General features: G+C 69.6%; 17 protein-coding genes. 5 read left to right on the plus strand and 12 right to left on the minus strand.

Annotation, left to right across the window (positions count from 1 at the left end):
- The first annotated feature begins 122 nt into the window (after positions 1–122).
- Positions 123–917: an EAL domain-containing protein gene (locus EOE66_RS07340; RefSeq protein WP_205702652.1), complete on the plus strand. Its 795-nt coding sequence runs from the start codon at positions 123–125 to the stop codon at positions 915–917.
- 7 nt (positions 918–924) lie between these two features.
- Here EOE66_RS07340 and EOE66_RS07345 read toward each other — a convergent pair whose 3' ends face one another.
- The 11 genes from EOE66_RS07345 to EOE66_RS07395 form a co-directional block, all read right to left on the minus strand.
- The gene (locus tag EOE66_RS07345) at positions 925–2,304 is read right to left on the minus strand and encodes an NAD(P)/FAD-dependent oxidoreductase (RefSeq protein WP_164885020.1); all 1,380 of its coding nucleotides are present in this window, start codon (positions 2,302–2,304) and stop codon (positions 925–927) included.
- Between the two features lie 89 nt (positions 2,305–2,393).
- Complete coding sequence (locus EOE66_RS07350) at positions 2,394–3,404, minus strand: aldo/keto reductase (protein ID WP_128228002.1); 1,011 nt, start codon at positions 3,402–3,404, stop codon at positions 2,394–2,396.
- Between the two features lie 10 nt (positions 3,405–3,414).
- Complete coding sequence (locus EOE66_RS07355; RefSeq protein ID WP_128228003.1) at positions 3,415–4,368, minus strand: Gfo/Idh/MocA family oxidoreductase; 954 nt, start codon at positions 4,366–4,368, stop codon at positions 3,415–3,417.
- Complete coding sequence (locus tag EOE66_RS07360) at positions 4,365–5,207, minus strand: class III extradiol dioxygenase subunit beta (RefSeq protein WP_128228004.1); 843 nt, start codon at positions 5,205–5,207, stop codon at positions 4,365–4,367. Before EOE66_RS07360 ends, EOE66_RS07355 begins: the two co-directional genes overlap by 4 nt.
- Before the next feature lies 1 nt (position 5,208).
- The gene (ligA, locus tag EOE66_RS07365; RefSeq protein WP_128228005.1) at positions 5,209–5,583 is read right to left on the minus strand and encodes a protocatechuate 4,5-dioxygenase subunit alpha; all 375 of its coding nucleotides are present in this window, start codon (positions 5,581–5,583) and stop codon (positions 5,209–5,211) included.
- The gene (locus EOE66_RS07370) at positions 5,580–6,506 is read right to left on the minus strand and encodes an amidohydrolase family protein (RefSeq protein ID WP_128228006.1); all 927 of its coding nucleotides are present in this window, start codon (positions 6,504–6,506) and stop codon (positions 5,580–5,582) included. The genes ligA and EOE66_RS07370 overlap by 4 nt, the downstream gene beginning before the upstream one ends.
- Positions 6,507–6,510: 4 nt before the next feature.
- A complete protein-coding gene (pobA, locus tag EOE66_RS07375) occupies positions 6,511–7,701 on the minus strand; it encodes a 4-hydroxybenzoate 3-monooxygenase (protein ID WP_128228007.1) in 1,191 nt (396 codons plus the stop codon).
- On the minus strand, positions 7,698–8,603 hold the full coding sequence (locus tag EOE66_RS07380; RefSeq protein ID WP_128228008.1) for an NAD(P)-dependent oxidoreductase: 906 nt from the start codon (positions 8,601–8,603) through the stop codon (positions 7,698–7,700). The genes pobA and EOE66_RS07380 overlap by 4 nt, the downstream gene beginning before the upstream one ends.
- Positions 8,604–8,613: 10 nt before the next feature.
- A complete protein-coding gene (ligK, locus tag EOE66_RS07385; RefSeq protein ID WP_128228009.1) occupies positions 8,614–9,297 on the minus strand; it encodes a 4-carboxy-4-hydroxy-2-oxoadipate aldolase/oxaloacetate decarboxylase in 684 nt (227 codons plus the stop codon).
- Between the two features lie 2 nt (positions 9,298–9,299).
- Positions 9,300–10,328, minus strand: coding sequence for an amidohydrolase family protein (locus tag EOE66_RS07390; RefSeq protein ID WP_128228010.1), 1,029 nt, complete (start codon positions 10,326–10,328; stop codon positions 9,300–9,302).
- Between the two features lie 22 nt (positions 10,329–10,350).
- Positions 10,351–11,043 (minus strand): substrate-binding domain-containing protein, encoded by a 693-nt coding sequence (locus EOE66_RS07395; protein WP_128228011.1) that lies wholly within the window; start codon positions 11,041–11,043, stop codon positions 10,351–10,353.
- Positions 11,044–11,169: 126 nt separating this feature from the next.
- Between EOE66_RS07395 and EOE66_RS07400 the strand changes: the two genes are divergently transcribed.
- Entirely contained in the window at positions 11,170–12,102 is a 933-nt protein-coding gene (locus tag EOE66_RS07400) for a LysR family transcriptional regulator (protein ID WP_128228012.1), read from the plus strand.
- A gap of 27 nt (positions 12,103–12,129) precedes the next feature.
- On the opposite strand, the gene EOE66_RS07405 is transcribed toward EOE66_RS07400, so the two are convergent.
- Positions 12,130–13,227, minus strand: a complete 1,098-nt coding sequence (locus tag EOE66_RS07405) for a caspase family protein (protein ID WP_164885021.1) — start codon at positions 13,225–13,227, stop codon at positions 12,130–12,132.
- A gap of 184 nt (positions 13,228–13,411) precedes the next feature.
- On the opposite strand from EOE66_RS07405, the gene EOE66_RS07410 reads away from it, so the two are divergent.
- The 3 genes from EOE66_RS07410 (at position 13,412) to EOE66_RS07420 (ending at position 16,479) form a co-directional block, all read left to right on the plus strand.
- Entirely contained in the window at positions 13,412–13,714 is a 303-nt protein-coding gene (locus tag EOE66_RS07410; protein WP_128228014.1) for a hypothetical protein, read from the plus strand.
- An 81-nt stretch (positions 13,715–13,795) separates the two neighbouring features.
- Entirely contained in the window at positions 13,796–14,293 is a 498-nt protein-coding gene (locus EOE66_RS07415; protein ID WP_128228015.1) for a (2Fe-2S)-binding protein, read from the plus strand.
- Positions 14,290–16,479, plus strand: coding sequence for a xanthine dehydrogenase family protein molybdopterin-binding subunit (locus tag EOE66_RS07420; protein ID WP_128228016.1), 2,190 nt, complete (start codon positions 14,290–14,292; stop codon positions 16,477–16,479). The genes EOE66_RS07415 and EOE66_RS07420 overlap by 4 nt, the downstream gene beginning before the upstream one ends.

The raw sequence follows: 16,479 nt of genomic DNA on the forward strand, positions 1-16,479 counted from the left end.
GGACAAGGCTCCCGGTCAGCGTAGGGGCTGCGGCGCGCCGCCAGAGAAGGCCCCGACAGCCCCCGCTTCTGCGCCGTTCGGGCGGGAGACGGCGCTTCTATGCTGCGCAGATGTCGCGCACCATGGCCCCTGCCGCCTCGGCTTTCCTGCCCCTGGAAGCCGAGGCGCGGCATTGCGGTGGCTGCGATGCGCCCGAGCGCCTGGGTTTCCTGTTCGACTACGCCTACCAGCCCATCGTCGACGTGGCCACGCGGCGCGTCTTCGCGCACGAGGCTTTGGTGCGTGGCCCGGCAGGCGAGCCGGCAGCCCATGTGCTGGCGCAGGTGACCGAGATCAACCGCTACCGCTTCGACCAGGCCTGCCGCGTGAAGGCCATCAAGGGCGCGCAGGCGCTGGGGATGCAGGCCCTGCTGTCGATCAATTTCCTGCCCAACGCGGTCTACAAGCCTGAGGTGTGCATCCGCACCACGCTGGAAGCGGCCCGCGCCGCAGGATTCCCGCTCGACCACATCCTCTTCGAGGTGACCGAAGGCGAGCGTGTGCAGGACGGCCCCTGGTTCGCGCAGATCCTGCGCGAGTACAAGCGCTGCGGCTTCAAGACGGCCATCGACGACTTCGGCGCCGGCTACGCGGGGCTGAAGCTGCTGGCCGACTTCCAGCCCGACTTCATCAAGATCGACATGGATCTGGTGCGCGACATCGACACCCGCCGGCCGCGTCAGACCATCGTGCGCGGGCTGATGCAGGTGTGCCGCGACCTCGACATCCAGGTCATCGCCGAGGGCATCGAGACCCCGGCCGAACGCGACTTCCTGGCCGAAGAAGGCGTGCGCCTGATGCAGGGCTACCTGTTTGCGCGCCCGGCTTTCCGCGCGCTGGCCGAGGTGAACACCGCCGCCTGGCCCGCCCGGGGCTGAAGCGGCTTCAGTGCAGCTTCACGTGCGGCTCGGTGCGCCGCACGATGGACCGGGCCAGCGTGTCCAGCACCACCTTCACCCAGCCGTGCAGGGCCAGCTCGTGCATCTTGTACAGGCTTTGGTACATCAACTTGGCGAAGTAGCCCTCCACCATCAGGCTGCCGCCCTTCATGCCGCTGACCAGGCCGCCCATCATGCTGCCCACGGTGCTGAACTCGCCCAGGCTCACGAGCGAGCCGAAATCGCGGTAGTACCAGGGCTGCAGCGGCTGGCCCTTCACGCGGCGCCGCAGCTGCTTGAGCAGGTGCTTGGCCTGCTGGTGCGCCGCCTGCGCGCGCGGCGGCACGATCTTCACGCCGGTGCCGTGGTCGCGCGCGCCGCGGCCCTCCTGCACGTCCTTCCACTCGCAGGCGGCGCAGTCGCCGATGGCGAAGATGGCCTCGTCGCGCGTGCTCTGCAGCGTGTCGCGCACGACGATCTGGTTGACGCGGTTGGTCTCCAGGCCGCCGATGTCCTTGAGGAAGTCGGGCGCCTTCACGCCTGCAGCCCAGACAATCAGCTCGGCCGGCAGCACGCGCCCGTCGGCCAGGTGCACGGCGCCGGCCGACACCGCCGCCACCTTGCCGCTGGTGTGCACGGCCACGCCCAGGTTCTTCAGCAGCTTTTCGGTGGCCGTGCTCAGGCGTTCGGGCAGCGCCGGCAGCACACGCGGCGCGGCCTCCACCACGGCGAGCTGGATGTCCTTGTCGGCATCCACCCGGTCCAGCCCGTAGGCCACCACCTCGCGCGTGGTGCGGTGCAGTTCGGCGGCCAGCTCCACGCCCGTGGCGCCCGCGCCGATGATGGCCACGTGCAGCTGCTCGGGCCGCAGCGGCTCGCTCTGCGAGTGCGCGCGGATGCAGGCGTTGACCATGCGCTGGTGGAATCGCAGCGCATCGGCCGCCGACTCCAGCCGCATCGCGTGCTCGCGCACGCCGGGTGTGCCGAAGTCGTTGCTCTGGCTGCCCACCGCGATCACCAGCGTGTCGTAGGGCACGTCGCGCGCCGGGGCCACTTCCACGCCTTCGTCGTCGAGATAAGGCGCCACCTTCACCAGGCGCTGCTCACGGTCGAGCCCCGTCATCTGGCCCACGCGGTAAGTGAAGTGATGCCAGTGGCTCTGCGCGAGGTAGCCCACCTCGTGGTCGGCCATGTCCATGCTGCCGGCCGCGATCTCGTGCAGCTTGGGCTTCCAGACGTGGGTGCGGTTCTTCTCGATCAGCGTGATGTGCGCCTGCCCGCGCCGACCCATCGTGTCGCCCAGGCGCGTGGCCAGTTCCAGCCCACCGGCGCCGCCGCCGACGATGACGATGCGGTGCATGGCAGGGGCGTTGCGGGCTTGCGGCATGGGCGGTCGGGCATGAAGCCGAAGGGCACACAGAAACTGTGCCCTTCGACTCTAAGGCCCGCCGGCCAGGATTTCGAGAGCCGGCGCGCTCAGGCCGCAAATCGTTCGGTGTCGACTTCCGCTTCGTTCTGCGCGTTGTAACGCGCGCCGCTGATGCGGCCCGGCGCGAACAGCGCGTCCAGCGCCGCCATCACGGCCGGCGGCACGGTGAGGGCCAACGCGCCCAGGTTCTCCTGCAGGTGCGCGGCCTGCGTGGTGCCGGGGATGGGGATGACGTGCTCGCCCCGCGCCAGCAGCCAGGCCAGGGCCAGCTGCGCCGGCGTGCAGCCGGCCTGTGCGGCCAGCCCGGCCAGGGCGGGCAGCAGCGCCGCGTTGGCGGCGGCGTGCGCCGGCTCGAAGCGCGGCATGGCGCGGCGGATGTCCTTGGGCGCGAAGGCCGCCGCATCCAGCGGCGCGCCGCACAAGAAACCGCGCCCCACCGGGCTGAAGGCGACGAAAGCGGTGCCGCTGTCGGCGCAGGCCTGCAGCACGGCGATCTCGGGATTGCGCGTCCACAGCGAGTACTCGGTCTGCAGCGCGGCAATCGGGTGCACGGCCTGCGCGCGCTTCAGCGTGGCGGCGCCCACCTCGCTCAGGCCCAGGGCGCGCACCTTGCCCTGCTCGACCAGCCGCGCCATCGCACCCACGCTGTCTTCGATGGGCACGCTCTTGTCCCAGCGGTGCAGGTAGTAGACATCGATGACCTCGGTGCCCAGGCGGCGCAGGCTGTCTTCGCAGTCGCGCTGGATCGAAGCCGGCCGGCCGTCGATCACGCGCTGCAGCGCGCCGCCGGCGCCGACCGGTTGACCCGTCATGCCACCCTTGCTGCACAGCACGATGCGGCTGCGGTGAGCCTGGAGCACACGGCCCACCAGCGATTCATTCGCGCCGAAGCCATAGAGCGCCGCGGTGTCGAAGAGCGTGATGCCCGCGTCCAGCGCCTGCAGCAGCAGGGCCTCGGCGGCCGCGGGCTCGGGCGGCGTGCCGTAGGCGTGGCTCAGGTTCATGCAGCCCAGGCCAAGGGCGGCCACTTCAAACGGGCCGATGCGTCGCGTCTTCATGCGCCGAGGTTCAGGCCGGGTTCAGCTGCTGCTCCAGCCGGTGCAGCACCTCGTAGCAGGGCAGCACCTGCGCCACGCTGGCGTTGGGCTCGCGGCCCTCGCGGATGGCCGCGAAGAACTCGCGGTCCTGCAGCTCGATGCCGTTCATCGACACATCGACCTGGCTGACATCGATCTTCTCCTCCTTGCCGTTGAAGAGATCGTCGTAGCGCGCGATGTAGGTGCCGGTGTCGCCGATGTAGCGGAAGAAGGTGCCCAGCGGCCCTTCGTTGTTGAAGCTCAAGCTCAGCGTGCAGATCGCGCCGTTGGCGGCCTTGAGCTGGATGCTCATGTCCATCGCGATGCCCAGCGTCGGGTGGATGGGGCCCTGCAACGCGTTGGCCTGCACGATGGGGCTGCGCGCCTGGTAGGCGAAGAGGTCCACCGTGTGTGCGGCGTGGTGCCACAGCAGGTGGTCGGTCCAGCTGCGCGGCTGGCCCAGCGCGTTCATGTTCGTGCGGCGGAAGAAGTAGGTCTGCACGTCCATCTGCTGGATGTGGAACTCGTCCTTCACGATGCGCTGGCGCACCCACTGGTGGCTGGGGTTGAAGCGGCGCGTGTGGCCGCACATGGCCACCTTGCCGGTCTCTTTCGCGCGCTGCACCACGGCCTGGCCGTCCTTCAGCGCGTCGCACAGCGGAATCTCCACCTGCACGTGTTTGCCGGCCTCCAGGCAGGCCAGGGTCTGGCTGGCGTGCATCTGCGTGGGCGTGACGAGGATGACGGCGTCCACTTCCGCAATGGCCAGGCTGTCTTCCAGCTTGGTGGTGACGTGCGGGATGCCGTACTTGCTGGCCACTTCCTGCGTCTTGGCGAGGTCGCGGCTGATCAGCGACACCACCTCGACGTCGGGAATCAGCTTCATCGCGTCCAGGTGCTTCAGGCCGAAGGCGCCGGCACCGGCGAGGGCAACTTTGATGGTCATGTGTTCTCCAGGATCAGATGGCCCACGGCCGTGTTGCTGGCGGGCACATGGTAGAAGCGGTGCTTCACCAGCGGCGCGCTGTCGCTCATGGCACCGCGCGCAATCAGCCACATCACGAGTTCGATGCCCTCGCTGCCGGCCTCGCGCACGTAGTCGATGTGCGAGACCTGGGACAGGGCTTCGGGTTCGCTGATCAGGCGGTCGAGGAAGCGGTTGTCCCACTCGCGGTTGATGAGCCCGGCGCGCGGGCCCTGCAGCTGGTGGCTCATGCCACCGGTGCCCCAGATCTGCACCTTCAGGTCTTGGTCGTAGCTCTCCACGGCCTTGCGGATGGCGCGGCCCAGGTTGAAGCAGCGCCGGCCGCTGGGCACGGGGTACTGCACCACGTTCACGGCGAAGGGGATCACCGGGCAGGGCCAGGCCTGCGGCTGCCCGCACATCAAGGACAGCGGCACGGTGAGCCCATGGTCGACATCCATCTTGTTCACGATGGTGAGGTCGAAGTCGTCCTGGATCACGCTGTGCGCGATGTGGCTGGCCAATTCGGGGTGGCCGATCACGGTGGGCACGGGCCGCGGGCCCCAGCCTTCGTCGGCGGGCTGGTAAGCCGCTGCGGTGCCGATGGCAAAGGTGGGAATGAGGTCCAGGCTGAAGGCCGTGGCGTGATCGTTGTAGACCAGGAAGATCACGTCGGGCTGGTTGTCCTGCAGCCAGGCTTTGCTGTACTCGTAGCCCTGGAACAGCGGCTGCCAGTAAGGCTCGGCCGTCTTGCCGAGGTCCAGCGCCGCGCCGATGGCGGGCACGTGGCTGGTGTAGACCGAGGCGGTGATGCGGGCCATGTCAGTTCCTTCCCCACATCGGGTCGCGGCCGCCGGCCACCATCATGGCGCGGTACTCGTCTTCGCTCATGCCTGTCATGCTGCCGGCCATCTGCTGGAAGCTGCGGCCGTCGGTGGCGCCGATCTTGGCCAGGAAGTAGATGTTGCCGCCCAGTGCGATGCAGCGGTTCAGGTCGCGCGCCAGCACGGCCAGTTTCTGGTCTTCCGTCATCGGCCACTCGTCGAGATAGGCCCGCTCATCGGCCTTGAAGCGCTTGCGGTTCTCGGCCTTCATCAGGCTCATGCAGAACTGGTTGAGGTGGTAGCCCTTGCGGCTTTGCTCGGCGTCGAAGATGGTGGTGCCAGGGATGTCGAGGTACGGCTTGTCGAGGCTCATGCGGTTTCCTCCGGCCAATAGAGGCGCATCGGGTTGGTGACGAGCAGCTGCTGCTGCAGTTCTGCCGTCACGGCGATGTGCGGGATGAAGTCGACCAGCAAGCCGTCGTCGGGCATGTGGTCCTTCAGGTTGGGATGCGGCCAGTCGGTGCCCCAGAGCACGCGGTCGTGGAAGCTCTCGACGATGCGGCGGGCGAAGGGCACCACGTCACGGTAGGCGGCCTGCTCGCCGTTCAAGGCGCGCGGGCCGGCCACGCTCAGGCGCTCAGGGCAGCTGACCTTGCTCCACACGTTTTCATGCTCACGCATGAACCGCTGGAACAGCGCGAACTGCGGGCCGTCCACCGGCAGGCTCACGTCAGGGCGGCCCATGTGGTCCACCACCACGGTGGTGGGCAGCGCGGTGAAGAAGTCCCACAGCTCGGGCAGGTCCACCGCCTCGAAATAGATGACGACGTGCCAGCCCAAAGACTTGATGCGCCCGGCGATCTCCATCAGTTCGTCTTTCGGCGTGAAGTCGACCAGGCGCTTGACGAAGTTGAAGCGCACGCCGCGCACGCCGTCGTTGTGCAGGGCTTCGAGTTCCCGGTCCGTCACGCTGCGCTTGACCGTGGCCACGCCGCGCGCCTTGCCGCCACTGCTGGCGCAGGCGTCGGCCATGGCACGGTTGTCGGCGCCGTGGCAGGTGGCCTGCACGATGACGTTACGTGCAAAACCCAGGTGGTCGCGCAGCGCGAACAGCTGCGCCTTGCTGGCATCGCAGGGCGTGTACTTGCGTTCGGGCGCGTAGGGGAACTCGGCACCGGGGCCGAAGACGTGGCAGTGCGCGTCCACCGCGCCCGGCGGCAGCTGGAAGCGGGGTTTCGATGGGCCGGCGTACCAATCCAGCCAGCCGGGGGTCTTCTCGAAGACGTTCTGCACCATGGTTTCAGCTCACCATCTCGAAGGGAAGGCCAGCGTACTGCTCGGCCAGCGCGGCTTGTGCAAACCGCGAGTTCTTCAGGTAATCGAGCTCGTGCTCCTGCGCCTTCTGGTCGAAATCGCTGAAGTGCGGGAAGCGGTGCAGCAGCGTCGTGAGGTACCAGCTGGTGCGCACGCTGCTCCACACGCGGCGCAGCGCCATCGCGCTGTAGTTGTTGAGCAGTTCGTCCTTGCCCTGGCCGTACCAGCTGGCAAGCGCCCGCGAGAGGTAGAACACATCGCTCACCGCCAGGTTCAGGCCCTTGGCGCCGGTGGGCGGCACGATGTGCGCCGCATCACCACACAGGTAGAGGGCGCCATAACGCATGGGCTCGCTGACGAAGCTGCGCAGCGGCGCGATGCTCTTCTCGATGGTGGGCCCGGTTTCGATCATCTCGGCCATCTCGGCCGGGAAACGCGCCGTCAGTTCGCTCCAGAAACGGTCGTCGGACCAGGCCTCCACCTTGTCGTCCACCGGCACCTGGATGTAGTAGCGCGAGAGCTGGCTGTTCCGATAACTCGCCAGCGCAAAACCTTGCGGGTGGTTGACGTAGGTGATGTCGGGCAGCGGCTTCACGCGCGCCATCACGCCCAGCCAGCCGAAGGGGTAGACCTTCTCGTACTCCTTGCGCACGCTCTCGGGGATGCTGCGTCGGCTCACGCCATGGAAGCCATCGCAGCCGGCGATGAACTCGCAGTCCACGCGCCCGGCCTGGCCATGGCGCGTGTAGGTGACGTAGGGCTTGGCGCCCGGGCGGCCGTCGAACTCGTGCAGCACCACGTCCTGCACTTCGGTCAGCACGGTCTGGCCGCGGCGGTCGGCGGCGGCGTAGAGGTCTTCCTGGATGGCCGTCTGGCCGTAGACCATGAAGCGCCGGCCCAGGGTGCTGGCGGTGTCCACCAGGAAGCTGTCGCGCCCGGCCCACGCGATGCGCATGCCGTCGTGCGGGTGGCCTTCGCGGTCCATGCGTTCGCTCAGGCCGTTGGCGCGCAGCACGTCCACCGTGGTGCTTTCCAGCACACCGGCGCGGATGCGCGAGAGCACGTACTCGCGCGTCTGGCGTTCCAGCACCAGGCTCTCGATGCCGTGGCGGTGCAGGATCTCCGAAAGCAACAGGCCCGCGGGGCCGCTGCCGATGATGACAACCTGGGTCTTCATGTCTTGTCCTTGTTGACGGCCGCCAGCAGGCGGTCGGCTTCCACACGCCAGTCGGCGCCGCGCGCAAAACCCGGTTCACCGCGGGTGCCGAACACGCCGGCGTCGGCGAGATCGGCGATGTGCGCCTGGCGCTCGGCCGTGCCCGCCGCGCTGTGCGGCACGAGGCCGGCTTCACGCACGGTGACGGCCACCTCGCGCACCTCTTCGCTGCGGCGGCGGCCGTGTTCGATGACGCGCTGGAAGAAGTAGCTGGCCTGCTTCTCCCAGTCGATGCCGGGGAAGGTTTCCTGCAGCGAAGCGATCACCGCGTCTTCCACGCCGTGGTGGCGCGCGGCGGTGAAGCTCTCGATGACCATGGCCTCCAGGCCCTTGATCATCACGCTGCGGCACATCTTGGTGGCACTGGCCACGCCGAGCTGTTCGCTGTGCACCTGGGCGGCAAAACCCAAGGTGTCCAGCAGCGGCTTCAGCGCCGCCGCGTCGGGCCCGCCCAGCAGCAGCGGCACCTTCAGGCGGTAGGGCGGCACGCTGGTCATCACCGCGCCTTCCACATACCGGCCGCCGGCCGCGTTGACCCACTGCGAGGCCTGGATCTTGGCGCCGGGGCTGGCGCTGTTGAAGTCGAGAAAAAAGCCACCGGGGGCCAGGCCCGCAGCGCAGGCTTCGGCCACGGCCACGGCCTGGCTGGCGGTGACTGCGCTGACGACCAACTCGGCACCGCGCACGGCTTCCGCGTGCGTGGCCGCCAGCACCACGCCGTGTGCCGCGGCATGGGCGCGCAGCGGCGCAGCGCCCGCGCCGGCGAGCTTCAGGTCGTGGGCCTGCAGCCGGTGGCCGGCGGCACCCAGGTCTTCCGCCAGGATGCGGCCGACTTCGCCATAACCGATGAGGCCGATGCGCACAGTCGCGCCTTCAGTCGATGTAGCGCAGGCCGGCCTGGGCCAGCGGCTCGCGCATCTTGTACATGTCCAGGCCCAGCACGCCCGCGGCCAGCTTCGCGCGCTTCTCGCCTTCGTTGGCCTCGCGCTTCGTGGCGGCGGCCAGCGTGGCTTCGGCCATGGCGCGCGGCACGCACACCACGCCGTCGTCGTCGGCCACCACCACGTCGCCCGGGTGCACCAGCGCGCCGGCGCACACCACGGGGATGTTCACGCTGCCCAGGGTGGCCTTGATCGTGCCCTTGGCGCTGATGGCCTTGCTCCACACCGGGAAGCGCATCTCGGTGAGCGTCTTCACGTCGCGCACGCCGGCGTCGATGACCAGCGCACGCGCGCCGCGGGCCTGGAAGGACGTGGCCAGCAGGTCGCCGAAATAGCCATCGGTGCAAGGCGCGGTGATGGCTGCGATGACGATGTCGCCGGGCTGTATCTGCTCGGCCACCACATGCATCATCCAGTTGTCACCCGGGTGCAGCAGCACGGTGACGGCGGTGCCGCTGACCTGCGCGCCGCTGTAGATGGGCCGCATGCCGGTGTGCAGCAGGCCCACGCGGCCCATGGCCTCGTGCACCGTGGCGCTGCCGAAGTGCGCCAGCTGGTCGGCGATGTGCGCCGGGGTGCGCGTGATGTTGCGGTAGACGACGCCGAGTTCGTACATGGTCAGAGTCCTTGGGCTTTCAGGGCGGCGTCCAGCCGCGGGTAGACACGGCGCGCGTTGCCTTCGTAGATGGCGTGTTTCTCGGCCGCGCTGAGCTGCGTGCTGGCCTCGATGTAGCGCTTGGTGTCGTCGTAGTTGAAGCCGGTCTCGGGGTCGATGCCGCGCACCGCGCCGATCATTTCGCTGGCGAAGAGGATGTTCGCCACCGGGATCACCTTGGTCAGCAGGTCGATGCCCGGCTGGTGGTAAACGCAGGTGTCGAAGAACACGTTGTTCAGCAGGTGTTCGCTCAGCAGCGGCTTCTTCAGCTCTTGGGCCAGGCCGCGGTAACGCCCCCAGTGGTAGGGCGCGGCGCCGCCGCCGTGCGGGATGATGAACTTCAGCGTCGGGAAATCCTTGAACAGGTCGCCCTGCAGCAGCTGCATGAAGGCCGTGGTGTCGGCGTTGATGTAGTGCGCGCCGGTGGTGTGGAAACACGCGTTGCAGCTGGTGCTGACGTGCACCATGGCCGGAATGCCGTACTCCACCATCTTCTCGTAGATGGGGTACCAGTGGCGGTCGGTCAAAGGCGGGCTGGTCCAGTGGCCGCCGCTCGGGTCGGGGTTGAGGTTCAGCGCCACGTTGCCGAACTGCTCGACGCACTTCACCAGCTCGGGGATGCAGGTGGCCGGGTCCACGCCCGGGCTCTGCGGCAGCATGGCCGCGGGGATGAAGTGCTGCGGGAAGAGCTGGCTGACGCGGTAGCAAAGCTCGTTGCAGATGGCGGCCCAGGTGCTGCTGACCTGGAAATCGCCGATGTGGTGGGCCATGAAGCTGGCACGCGGGCTGAAGATGGTGAGGTCGCTGCCGCGCTCGCGCATCTTGGCCAGCTGGTTGAGCTCGATGGTCTCGCGCAGCTCGTCGTCGCTGATCTTGAGATCGGCCACACGCGGCATGGACGCGGGGTCCTTGATGCCGGCGATCTGCGCGTTGCGCCAGTTTTCCAGCGCCTTGGGCGCGGTGGTGTAGTGGCCGTGGATGTCGATGATCATGAACGGTGTCTCCGTCGGGTTGTCAGCCTGCGGCGCTCAAGCCGTGATGGCGCTTGAGGGCGGCCGTGGCCGGGTGCATGAAGTGCGCCAGCGCCACCACCGCGGCCGGGGCGGCCTGCAGGCCCAGCGCGGCGCTGAAGACAGTGGTTTGCGCGGCGCCGGCCGGCAACTCGCCCACCACCTCGATGCCGGGCTGGCCGGCGAACTCGGGCAGTTGCTGGAAACCCATCGCCGCCTGCCCGCTGGCCACCAGCGTGGCCACGGGCACGCCGGGCGGGGCCAGCACCAGGCGGCCGGCCAGGCTGTCTTGCAGGCCCCAGCGTGCCACCAGCGCCAGCAGGTGCTTGCCGCTGGGCCCGGTGCTGTAGCCGATGCTGGGCGCGGCGGCCACGGCGTCGCGCAGCGCGGCTTCGTCGTGCAGGGGCGGGTGCGGCGCACCGGCCGGCACCGCCACCACCATGGCCGAGCGCACCAGGTCCAGGCGCGGGCCGCGCACCTGCCCGGCGGCGAGCAAGGTGTCGATGGCATCCGACGCCAGCACCACCAGGTCGAAGTGTTCACCGGCGGCCACACGGCGGGCGGCGTCGACGCCGCCCACGCTCTCGAACACCACGCGCGGGCCGCCCTGGGCCACGCAGCGCTCGGCCAGTTCGGCCAGCAGGTGGCGCGTGGCCATCGAAGAGATGCCGGTGAGCGGGGAGGCCGGGGTGTTCATGCGCGCAGGGTGGAGGAATGGACAGGGGCCAGGGCCTCGGATGCCCCGCATTCTTCGACCGGACCGCCCATGTTGCAACCGCATGGCGACACTAGCTGCTAGGCCGTTTCGGCATACCATTGCCGCATGGATTTCAAACAGCTGCAGACCTTCGTGCAGGTGGCCGAGCTGGGCAGCTTCACACGCGCGGCCAGCGTGCTGCGCGTGGCACAGCCGGCGCTCAGCCGCCAGGTGCGCGCGCTGGAGGTCGAGCTTCGCCAGGCCCTCTTCGAGCGCAACGGCCGCGGGGTCACGCTCACGCCGGCCGGCACGCGCCTTCTCGGCCACGGCCGCGGCATCCTGCAGCAGCTGGAGCGCGCCCGGCAAGACCTGGAAGAACACCGCGGCATGGCCGCCGGGCTGCTGAGCATCGGCCTGCCGCCCAGCGTCAGCCGTACGCTCACGGCGCCGCTGGTGGAGCTGTTCCGCGAGCGCTTTCCGCGCGCCACGCTCACCGTGGTGGAGGGCCTCACCACCTACACGCTGGAATGGCTGGCCCAGGGCCGCATCGATTGCGCCGTGGTCTACAACGCCACGCCAGCGGCGGCCTTCGAACTGCTGCCGGTGCTGGAAGAACCGCTTTATCTCGTCTCGGCGCGCACCCCGCGCGAGGCTGGGGCCGAGCTGGTGGCGCGCCCGCTCGACCTGGCCACGCTGGCCACCCGCGAGCTCGCCATCCCGAGCCGCCCGCATGCCATCCGCATGCGCCTGGAGACGGTGATGGCCGAGGCAGGCCTCAAACCCCGCGTGGGGCTGGAGATCGAAAGCGTGCCGGCCATCCTGGACCTGGTGCAGCGCCACCCGCTGCACGCCGTGCTGTCGCTGAACGCCATCCGAGCCAGCGGGCGCGAAAACGAACTGCGCGCGCGCCCGGTGCAACTGCCCGCACGGCGCGGCGCGGCGGCCACCGAACTGGCGGCCACGCTCTGGCTGGCCACCTCGGCGCAGCGCCCGCGCGGGCCGCTGCTGGAGCAGGCGCTGCCGATGCTGTCGACCCTGCTGACGGAGCACCTGGCCTGAGCGCCCCGGCGGGGCACTCGGCCGCCTTCAGGGCAACTGCTTCAGCGCCTCGCGCACGCGTTCGGCGTAGCGGCCCTTGGGGTAGGCGCGCAGGTAGGCCTCGTAGTCTTCGCGGCGCTTGCTGTTGGCGGCGCGATCCCAGAGCTCGAACTCGGCCTGCAGCGCGTTGGCCGGCGTGGCAGGCGCCGGGGCGGGCGCCGCCGCCTCGGGCGTGCCACCCTGCCGCGGCACGGGCTGCGCGGCAGGTGCCAGCGCCGCTGCAGGCAGGGTGGCCGGCTGCACCGGCCCGGGCGTGGCCACGGCGCTGCCGGGCTTGGGCGGGTAGAAGAAGAAATCGGTGGAGCTCTCGTCCACCAGCGAGGGCCGCTGCTGGTGGTTCACGGCCGAGGCCTTGGTCTCCACGCTGCTGCGCACGCGCTTGAGCATCTCGGCCGCCGACACGCCCACGTTGCGCATCTGCTTGATCAGCTCGCGCGTGAACAGGCCGTTGGGCACCGGGTCGCTGTCGCCCAGGCGGTCCAGCGCCTGCTGGCCCTTGGAGGCCGCCATGATGATCATCGAGCCCTTGGGCGGCTCGATGCGCGAGAGCGACGAACCCGGCGGCAGCGAACGCCCTGCCGTGGTGGCGCGGAAGGGGTCGTCGCGGCAGGCGTCGACGATGATCAGCGAGAAGCGCGCGCGCTGGTTGAGATCGTCCACCAACTGTTCCAGCGAGAGGCCGTCGCGCTGGATGGCGCGCTCGCCCGTCACCTTGATGTCCACCGGCAGCAGGTAGGGCCCCAGCTGCGGCGGCTGCGAACCGTGGCCGCTGAAAAAGAACACCACCTCGTCACCCTTCTCGATGCGGCGCAGGAAGCCGTCGATCTGGTCGTGCATCTGCTCGCGCGTGCCGTCGAGCACGGTGGTGACCTGGAAGCCGGCGGCCTGCAGTTCCTGCGCCAGCGACTGCGCGTCGTTGCGCGCGTTGCGCAGGGGGGTGACGTGCTGGTAGCGGTCGTTGCCCACCACCAGGGCCAGGCGGGCGGCCTCGGCGGGCAGGGCCGCGGCGAGCAGCAACAAGGCGCAGGCGCCCAGCCAGAGCCGGGCGGGCAGCGGACGTGCGGTGGCGGGCAGAGGCAGGGGCATGGTGCGGCAGCCGGCGCAGCGCGCGGGTGCCGGACCGGCCCCGCTTCGCGCGCGCGAAGCCCGCACCATAGCGGAAGGCGGGGGCCGGCGGCCATCCCTCCAAGAGCGGGCCGGTGCCAGATGCGCCGCAGATTCGCGGCCCCGGCACCGCGCGCTGCGGCCGCAGGCGCGCTAGATTCCGGGCATGGCTGATCAGGTTTTCGCGGTCTTGGGGCTGGTGTTCTGCGCGCTCGTGTGGGGCGGCATGTGGCTCGGCCCGGCGCGCACGCAGGGGCTGCGCCACCGCGTGCAAGCCTGGTGGCGGCGTGCGAGTGCCGCCCGGCGCGCGCCGGCGCCGCCCCGGCAGCCCGACCCGCGGCAGGCCCGCGAGGAGGCCGAAGCCCTCATCGAGCGCGCCCGCCGGGCTGCGCAGGTGGAGCGCGAGGGCAACGTCTACCGGCCCGACCGCTTTCAACAGCGCAAGGACGGCAAGGACAACTTGCACTGAAGCGCAATCCCGACTGAACTCGGGGGTGGTTCACACCGGCCATCATCGGCGTCTCTAACAGCCACCGCCAGGAGACACCCGATGACGCGTCTGAACGTCAATGGCCAGGTGCGACAGCACCCCGCCGAACCCGACACCCCGCTGCTGTGGGTGCTGCGTGAACATCTGGGCCTGACGGGCACCAAGTACGGCTGCGGCGTCGCCCAGTGCGGCTCTTGCACGGTGCACATCGACGGCAACCCGGTGCGCAGCTGCGTGATGCCGGTCTCGGCGGTGCAGCCCAGCCAGAAGGTCATCACCATCGAGGGCCTCTCGCCCAAGGGCCTGAACGCGCTGCAGAAGGCGTGGGTCAACAACGACGTGCCGCAGTGCGGCTACTGCCAGAGCGGCATGATCATGGCGGCCGCCGCGCTGCTGAAGAAGAAGCCCAAGCCCACCGACGCCGACATCGACGCCGAGATCACCAACATCTGCCGCTGCGGCACTTTCAACCGCGTGCGCGCGGCCATCAAGGAAGCCGCCGGGGTCACCAAGACCGCGGGCCTGGACATCGTGCACGTCACCCGGAGCGTCGCATGAAGGCCGCCACATTGAACCGCCGCCAGTTCCTGGGCACCGGCGCCGCGGCCACGGCCGCCGTCACCGGGGGCTTCGTCTTCGGCTTCCCCACCAGCGCCACGGCGCAGGGGCAAACGCCCGAGATCAACGCCTGGGTGGTGATCCAGCCCGATGACAAGGTGATCATCCGCATCGCGCGCAGCGAGATGGGCCAGGGCACGCTCACCGGCCTGGCGCAGATGGTGGCCGAAGAGCTGGAATGCGACTGGTCCAAGGTCACCACCGAATACCCCACGCCGGGCCAGAGCCTGGCCCGTAAGCGCCCCTGGGGCGACTTCGGCACCGGCGGCAGCCGCGGCATCCGCACCAGCCACGAGTACGTGCGCAAGGGCGGCGCCAGCGCACGCATGATGCTGGTGCAGGCTGCCGCCGACGGCTGGCAGGTGCCGGCTGCCGAGTGCACCGTGAGCAAGGGCGTGATCACCCACGCCGCCAGCCGCCGCAAGGTGAGCTACGGCCAGGTGGCCGCCGCCGCCGCGAAGCTCACGCCGCCGGCCGCCGCCGACATCCCGCTGAAGGACCCCAAGGACTGGAAGCTCATCGGCCAGCGCATGGCGCGCCTGGACACGGTGGACAAGGTCAACGGCAAGAAGGTCTTCGGCGCCGACCTGCAACTGCCCGGCATGCTGAACGCCGCCATCAACGCCTGCCCGGTGTTCGGCGGGAAGCTCAAGGGCTATGACGCGGCCGCCGTGGAGAAGATGCCCGGCGTGAAGAAGGTGCTGGCCGTGGGCGACAACGCCGTGGCCGTGGTGGCCGACACCTGGTGGCGCGCGAAGAAGGCGCTGGATGCGCTGCCGGTGCAGTGGGATTTCGGCGCGCATGCCAACGCCCAGCAGGCCGACTTCAACGCGGTGCTGAAGGCCGGCCTGGACGCCCCGCAGGCCGTGGTGGGCAACAGCAACGGCGACGTGAAGGCCGCGCTGGCCGGCGCCGTGCGCAAGGTGGAGGCGGTGTACGCCTACCCGCACCAGAACCACGCCACGATGGAGCCGATGAACGCCACGGCCAAGTGGACGCCCGAGCGCTGCGAGGTCTGGACGCCCACGCAGAACGGCGAGGCCTCGCTCTCGGCCGCGGCGCTGGCCGCGGGCCTGCCGGCGGCGCAATGCGAGGTCTACAAGATCGACCTCGGTGGCGGCTTCGGCCGCCGCGGCGCGGTGCAGGACTGGATCACCCAGGCCGTGCTGATCGCCAAGCAGATGCCCGGCACGCCGGTGAAGCTGCTGTGGTCGCGCGAAGAAGACATGACCCAGGGCCGCTACCACCCCATCACCCAGGCCAAGCTCACGGCCGGGCTGGACGCGCAGGGCAACATCACCGGGCTGCACATGCGCATCAGCGGCCAGAGCATCCTGGCCGGCGTGGCGCCGCAGAACATCCGCGAGGGGCGCGACCCGGTGATGTTCCAGGGGCTGAACAACGGCGGCGGCGAGGCCATGATCGGCTACACCTTCCCGGCCCTGCTGGTGGACCACGCGATGCGCAACCCGCACGTGCCGCCCGGCTTCTGGCGCGGCGTGAACCTGAACCAGAACGCCTTCTACCTGGAGTGCTTCCTGGACGAGGTGGCCCAGGCCACCAACCAGGATCCGCTGGCCCTGCGCCGCAAGCTGATGGCCAACCATCCCAAGCACCTGGCGGTGCTGAACGCGGTGGCCGAGCGCGTGGGCTGGGACAAGCCCGCGGCCGACATCAACGGCCAGAAGGTGCACCGTGGCCTGTGCGTGACGCACGGCTTCGGCAGCTACGTGGCGGCCTGCGCCGAGGTCTCGGTGGGCCCCAAGGGGCAGCTCAAGATCCACCGCATCGTGGCGGCCACCGACTGCGGCTACGCGGTGAACCCGCAGCAGATCGAGGCGCAGGTGGAAGGCAGCTTCGTCTACGGCCTGAGCGCCATGCTCTACGAAGAGTGCACGGTGAAGGACGGCCGCATCGAGCAGCGCAACTTCGACACCTATCCGTCGATGCGCATCGCCGAGATGCCCAAGGTGGAAACCATCGTCATGCCCTCGGGCGGCTTCTGGGGCGGTGTGGGCGAGCCCACCATCGCGGTGGCGGCACCGGCAGTGCTGAACGCCATCTTCGCGGCCACCGGCAAGCGCATCCGCGAGCTGCCCATCAAGCAGCAGCTGCAGCAGGCCTGA

This window comes from Rubrivivax rivuli (assembly GCF_004016505.1).
GTDB lineage: Bacteria > Pseudomonadota > Gammaproteobacteria > Burkholderiales > Burkholderiaceae_C > Rubrivivax > Rubrivivax rivuli.